A 5,485-nucleotide genomic window follows, 5' to 3' on the forward strand; every position below is an offset into this window, starting at 1 on the left:
AAAAAGAAGTTGTACTTTTGCACCCGCTTCGAGAAACACTTTAAGTAGTGCGAATGAGGGGAAACATTAAGAAGAACACGTTCCTAGACATATTGAATTGACAGCCGTTTTAAGAGAGATCTTAAAACAAAAGAATAAGAGTAATAGAATCGAGAGATTTGAAAAAACCACTAGAATTTAGTCGAATAAACAAAGAGAACAGATTTATCTGAACTCAACAATATACGATGAAGAGTTTGATCCTGGCTCAGGATGAACGCTAGCGGCAGGCTTAACACATGCAAGTCGAGGGGTATGGTTCTTCGGAACCAGAGACCGGCGCACGGGTGCGTAACGCGTATGCAATCTACCTTTCACAGAGGGATAGCCCAGAGAAATTTGGATTAATACCTCATAGTATAATGACTCGGCATCGAGATATTATTAAAGTCACAACGGTGAAAGATGAGCATGCGTCCCATTAGCTTGTTGGTAAGGTAACGGCTTACCAAGGCAACGATGGGTAGGGGTCCTGAGAGGGAGATCCCCCACACTGGTACTGAGACACGGACCAGACTCCTACGGGAGGCAGCAGTGAGGAATATTGGACAATGGGCGCAAGCCTGATCCAGCCATGCCGCGTGCAGGATGACGGTCCTATGGATTGTAAACTGCTTTTATACAGGAAGAAACACTCGGACGTGTCCGAGCTTGACGGTACTGTAGGAATAAGGATCGGCTAACTCCGTGCCAGCAGCCGCGGTAATACGGAGGATCCAAGCGTTATCCGGAATCATTGGGTTTAAAGGGTCCGTAGGCGGTCTAGTAAGTCAGTGGTGAAAGCCCATCGCTCAACGGTGGAACGGCCATTGATACTGCTAGACTTGAATTATTAGGAAGTAACTAGAATATGTAGTGTAGCGGTGAAATGCTTAGAGATTACATGGAATACCAATTGCGAAGGCAGGTTACTACTAATATATTGACGCTGATGGACGAAAGCGTGGGTAGCGAACAGGATTAGATACCCTGGTAGTCCACGCCGTAAACGATGGATACTAGCTGTTGGGAGCAATCTCAGTGGCTAAGCGAAAGTGATAAGTATCCCACCTGGGGAGTACGTTCGCAAGAATGAAACTCAAAGGAATTGACGGGGGCCCGCACAAGCGGTGGAGCATGTGGTTTAATTCGATGATACGCGAGGAACCTTACCAAGGCTTAAATGTAGATTGACCGGTTTGGAAACAGATCTTTCGCAAGACAATTTACAAGGTGCTGCATGGTTGTCGTCAGCTCGTGCCGTGAGGTGTCAGGTTAAGTCCTATAACGAGCGCAACCCCTGTTGTTAGTTGCCAGCGAGTCATGTCGGGAACTCTAACGAGACTGCCAGTGCAAACTGAGAGGAAGGTGGGGATGACGTCAAATCATCACGGCCCTTACGCCTTGGGCTACACACGTGCTACAATGGCCGGTACAGAGAGCAGCCACTGGGTGACCAGGAGCGAATCTATAAAACCGGTCACAGTTCGGATCGGAGTCTGCAACTCGACTCCGTGAAGCTGGAATCGCTAGTAATCGGATATCAGCCATGATCCGGTGAATACGTTCCCGGGCCTTGTACACACCGCCCGTCAAGCCATGGAAGCTGGGGGTGCCTGAAGTCGGTGACCGCAAGGAGCTGCCTAGGGTAAAACTGGTAACTAGGGCTAAGTCGTAACAAGGTAGCCGTACCGGAAGGTGCGGCTGGAACACCTCCTTTCTAGAGCCTAAATGTTAGTTGTGCAAACAACACTTTTAGGAAAGAAGACGAAAGTTCGAATTGGAAACAAATAAAGACATTATATTACTCTTGCTGTTAGTTCAAATAATACCATTTAAGAATAAGAGTGTCTCGTAGCTCAGCTGGTTAGAGTACTACACTGATAATGTAGGGGTCGACAGTTCGAGTCTGTCCGAGACAACTATTTTAAACTTAAATAAAAGAAGAAATTCTAGAGTTGAAAAATCACGATATACATCGTAATTCGTAATTCACAATTCATAATTAAAAAAGATTGGGGGATTAGCTCAGCTGGCTAGAGCGCCTGCCTTGCACGCAGGAGGTCAACGGTTCGACTCCGTTATTCTCCACAGATTTAGTCGAAAGACTAAAGTCTGAAAGTCATAAGTCCTCGGGCTTTTGACATTCGACTTTAAGACATTCGACCAAAATAAAGTTCATTGACATATTGAGATAAGAAAATAATAAAAAGTAGAAAGCATTTTCTATTAGATATTTATATTTAGTAGAAGAAACGGCACATTTTAAATAATGTGTTGGTACAATAAGCAAAATAAGGGCGTATGGGGGATGCCTTGGCTCTCAGAGGCGATGAAAGGCGTGATAAGCTGCGAAAAGCTACGGGGATTGGCACACACGAATTGATCCGTAGATACCTGAATGGGGCAACCCACTATGTTGAAGACATAGTACACCGATAGGTGGGCAAACCCGCTGAACTGAAACATCTAAGTAGGCGGAGGAGAAGAAAACAAAAGTGATTCCGTAAGTAGTGGCGAGCGAACGCGGATTAGCCCAAACCAATGTTGTTACGGCAATATTGGGGTTGTAGGACCACGACATTTGTTGCGGATAGAATTAGAATCTACTGGAAAGTAGAGCCATAGAAGGTGATAGCCCTGTATAAGTAATAGAAGATAACGATAGTGGTATCCTGAGTAGGGCGGGACACGAGAAATCCTGTCTGAATTTGGCGGGACCATCCGCTAAGGCTAAATACTCCTGAGAGACCGATAGTGAACCAGTACCGTGAGGGAAAGGTGAAAAGAACCGTGAATAACGGAGTGAAATAGATCCTGAAACCATACGCTTACAAGCGGTCGGAGCCCTTTCGTGGGGTGACGGCGTGCCTTTTGCATAATGAGCCTACGAGTTAACGTTGCTGGCAAGGATAAGTGGTTAAGCCACGGATCCGTAGCGAAAGCGAGTCTGAATAGGGCGCTTTAGTCAGTAGTGTTAGACGCGAAACCGTGTGATCTACCCATGGGCAGGTTGAAGCTGTGGTAACACACAGTGGAGGACCGAACCGGTTGACGTTGAAAAGTCTTCGGATGACCTGTGGGTAGGGGTGAAAGGCCAATCAAACTCGGAAATAGCTCGTACTCCCCGAAATGCATTTAGGTGCAGCGTTATGCGTAAAGTTATATAGAGGTAGAGCTACTGATTGGATGCGGGGGCTTCACCGCCTACCAATTCCTGACAAACTCCGAATGCTATATAATGTTTCATAACAGTGAGGGCTTGGGTGCTAAGGTCCAAGTCCGAGAGGGAAAGAACCCAGACCATCAGCTAAGGTCCCCAAATATATACTAAGTTGAAAGAACGAGGTTTGTCTGCCCAGACAGCTAGGATGTTGGCTTGGAAGCAGCCATTCATTTAAAGAGTGCGTAACAGCTCACTAGTCGAGCGGACGAGCATGGATAATAATCGGGCATAAGTATATTACCGAAGCTATGGATTTGTAATTAATTACAAGTGGTAGGGGAGCATTCTCACAGGGTAGAAGGTGTATCGTAAGGTATGCTGGACCGGTGAGAAAAGAAAATGTAGGCATAAGTAACGATAATGCGGGCGAGAAACCCGCACACCGAAAGACTAAGGTTTCCACAGCTATGCTAATCAGCTGTGGGTTAGTCGGGACCTAAGGCGAACCCGAAAGGGACAGTCGATGGACAACGGGTTAATATTCCCGTACTAGTTATTACTGTGATGGGGTGACGGAGTGATGAAAGCGCCGCGAACTGACGGAATAGTTCGTTGAAGTACCTACCTATAAGCTGCGCAGGCAAATCCACGCGGCTTGGGGAAATACGATAGTACTCGGAGTCTTCGGACAAAGAGATAGTGCGCCTAAGGGCTTCCAAGAAAAACCTCTAAACTTCAGGTAATAAGTACCCGTACCGCAAACCGACACAGGTAGTCGAGGAGAGAATCCTAAGGTGCTCGAGAGATTCATGGCTAAGGAATTAGGCAAAATAGACCCGTAACTTCGGGAGAAGGGTCGCCAGCAGCAATGCTGGCCGCAGTGAAGAGGTCCAGGCGACTGTTTATCAAAAACACAGGGCTCTGCAAAATCGTAAGATGAAGTATAGGGCCTGACACCTGCCCGGTGCTGGAAGGTTAAGAGGAGATGTTATCTTCGGAGAAGCATTGAATTGAAGCCCCAGTAAACGGCGGCCGTAACTATAACGGTCCTAAGGTAGCGAAATTCCTTGTCGGGTAAGTTCCGACCTGCACGAATGGTGTAACGATCTGGACACTGTCTCAGCCATGAGCTCGGTGAAATTGTAGTAGCGGTGAAGATGCCGCTTACCCGCAGTGGGACGAAAAGACCCTGTGCACCTTTACTATAGCTTAGTATTGACCTTGGACAAATGATGTGTAGGATAGGTTGGAGACTGTGAAGTGGCGTCGCTAGGCGTTGTGGAGTCATTGTTGAAATACAACCCTTTGTTTGTCTGAGGCCTAACCCCCAATCGGGGGGACATTGCTTGGTGGGTAGTTTGACTGGGGTGGTCGCCTCCAAAAGAGTAACGGAGGCTTCTAAAGGTTCCCTCAGTACGCTTGGTAACCGTGCGTAGAGTGCAATGGCATAAGGGAGCTTGACTGAGAGACATACAGGTCGATCAGGTACGAAAGTAGAGCATAGTGATCCGGTGGTTCCGCATGGAAGGGCCATCGCTCAAAGGATAAAAGGTACGCCGGGGATAACAGGCTGATCTCCCCCAAGAGCTCATATCGACGGGGGGGTTTGGCACCTCGATGTCGGCTCGTCACATCCTGGGGCTGGAGAAGGTCCCAAGGGTTGGGCTGTTCGCCCATTAAAGTGGCACGCGAGCTGGGTTCAGAACGTCGTGAGACAGTTCGGTCTCTATCTACTGTGGGCGCAAGAAATTTGAGTGGATCTGATTCTAGTACGAGAGGACCGAATTGGACAAACCTCTAGTGTATCTGTTGTCACGCCAGTGGCATCGCAGAGTAGCTACGTTTGGAAGGGATAAGCGCTGAAAGCATATAAGCGCGAAACCCACCACAAGATGAGATTTCTTTTAAGGGTCGTGGGAGATGACCACGTTGATAGGCTATAGATGTAAAGGCAGTAATGTCATAGTCGAGTAGTACTAATAACCCGTAAGCTTATGTACGCTTTTCCCCGGGGCAACCCGGGGAAGAAACTTTCTCAAAACTTTTTATTTTCTTTATCTCAGTATGTTAAGATATTATTGTAATTACGAATTCACAATTAAGAATTACGAATTGCAAATAATTGCCCAAAGCAATTATAACCTCTTAAGGTGGTTATTGCGGCGGGGCTCACCTCTTCCCATCCCGAACAGAGTAGTTAAGCCCGCCTGCGCAGATGGTACTGCAGTTATGTGGGAGAGTATGTCGTCGCCTTTCTTTGAAGAATCCTCATCATGAATTTGATGAGGATTTTTTGTGTTT

The 5,485-nt window shown here is 47.0% G+C and carries 2 tRNA genes and 3 rRNA genes; all 5 read left to right on the top strand.

Annotated elements, in window-relative coordinates:
• The first annotated feature begins 224 nt into the window (after positions 1 to 224).
• The 5 genes from E0I61_RS16175 to rrf all read left to right on the top strand — a co-directional run bounded on the left by E0I61_RS16175 (position 225) and on the right by rrf (position 5,440).
• Positions 225 to 1,738 (top strand): 16S ribosomal RNA (locus tag E0I61_RS16175).
• A 128-nt stretch (positions 1,739 to 1,866) separates the two neighbouring features.
• A tRNA-Ile gene (locus E0I61_RS16180) sits at positions 1,867 to 1,940 on the top strand.
• 95 nt (positions 1,941 to 2,035) lie between these two features.
• Positions 2,036 to 2,109: transfer RNA gene (locus E0I61_RS16185), tRNA-Ala, on the top strand.
• Between the two features lie 192 nt (positions 2,110 to 2,301).
• Positions 2,302 to 5,184: ribosomal RNA gene (locus E0I61_RS16190) — 23S ribosomal RNA — on the top strand.
• 146 nt (positions 5,185 to 5,330) lie between these two features.
• Positions 5,331 to 5,440: ribosomal RNA gene (rrf, locus tag E0I61_RS16195) — 5S ribosomal RNA — on the top strand.
• The 16S, 23S and 5S rRNA genes sit together here with 2 tRNA genes alongside, the layout of an rRNA operon.
• Positions 5,441 to 5,485 lie beyond the last annotated feature (45 nt).

The organism is Flavobacterium ranwuense (genome assembly GCF_004349315.1).
Taxonomy (GTDB): Bacteria; Bacteroidota; Bacteroidia; order Flavobacteriales; family Flavobacteriaceae; genus Flavobacterium; species Flavobacterium ranwuense.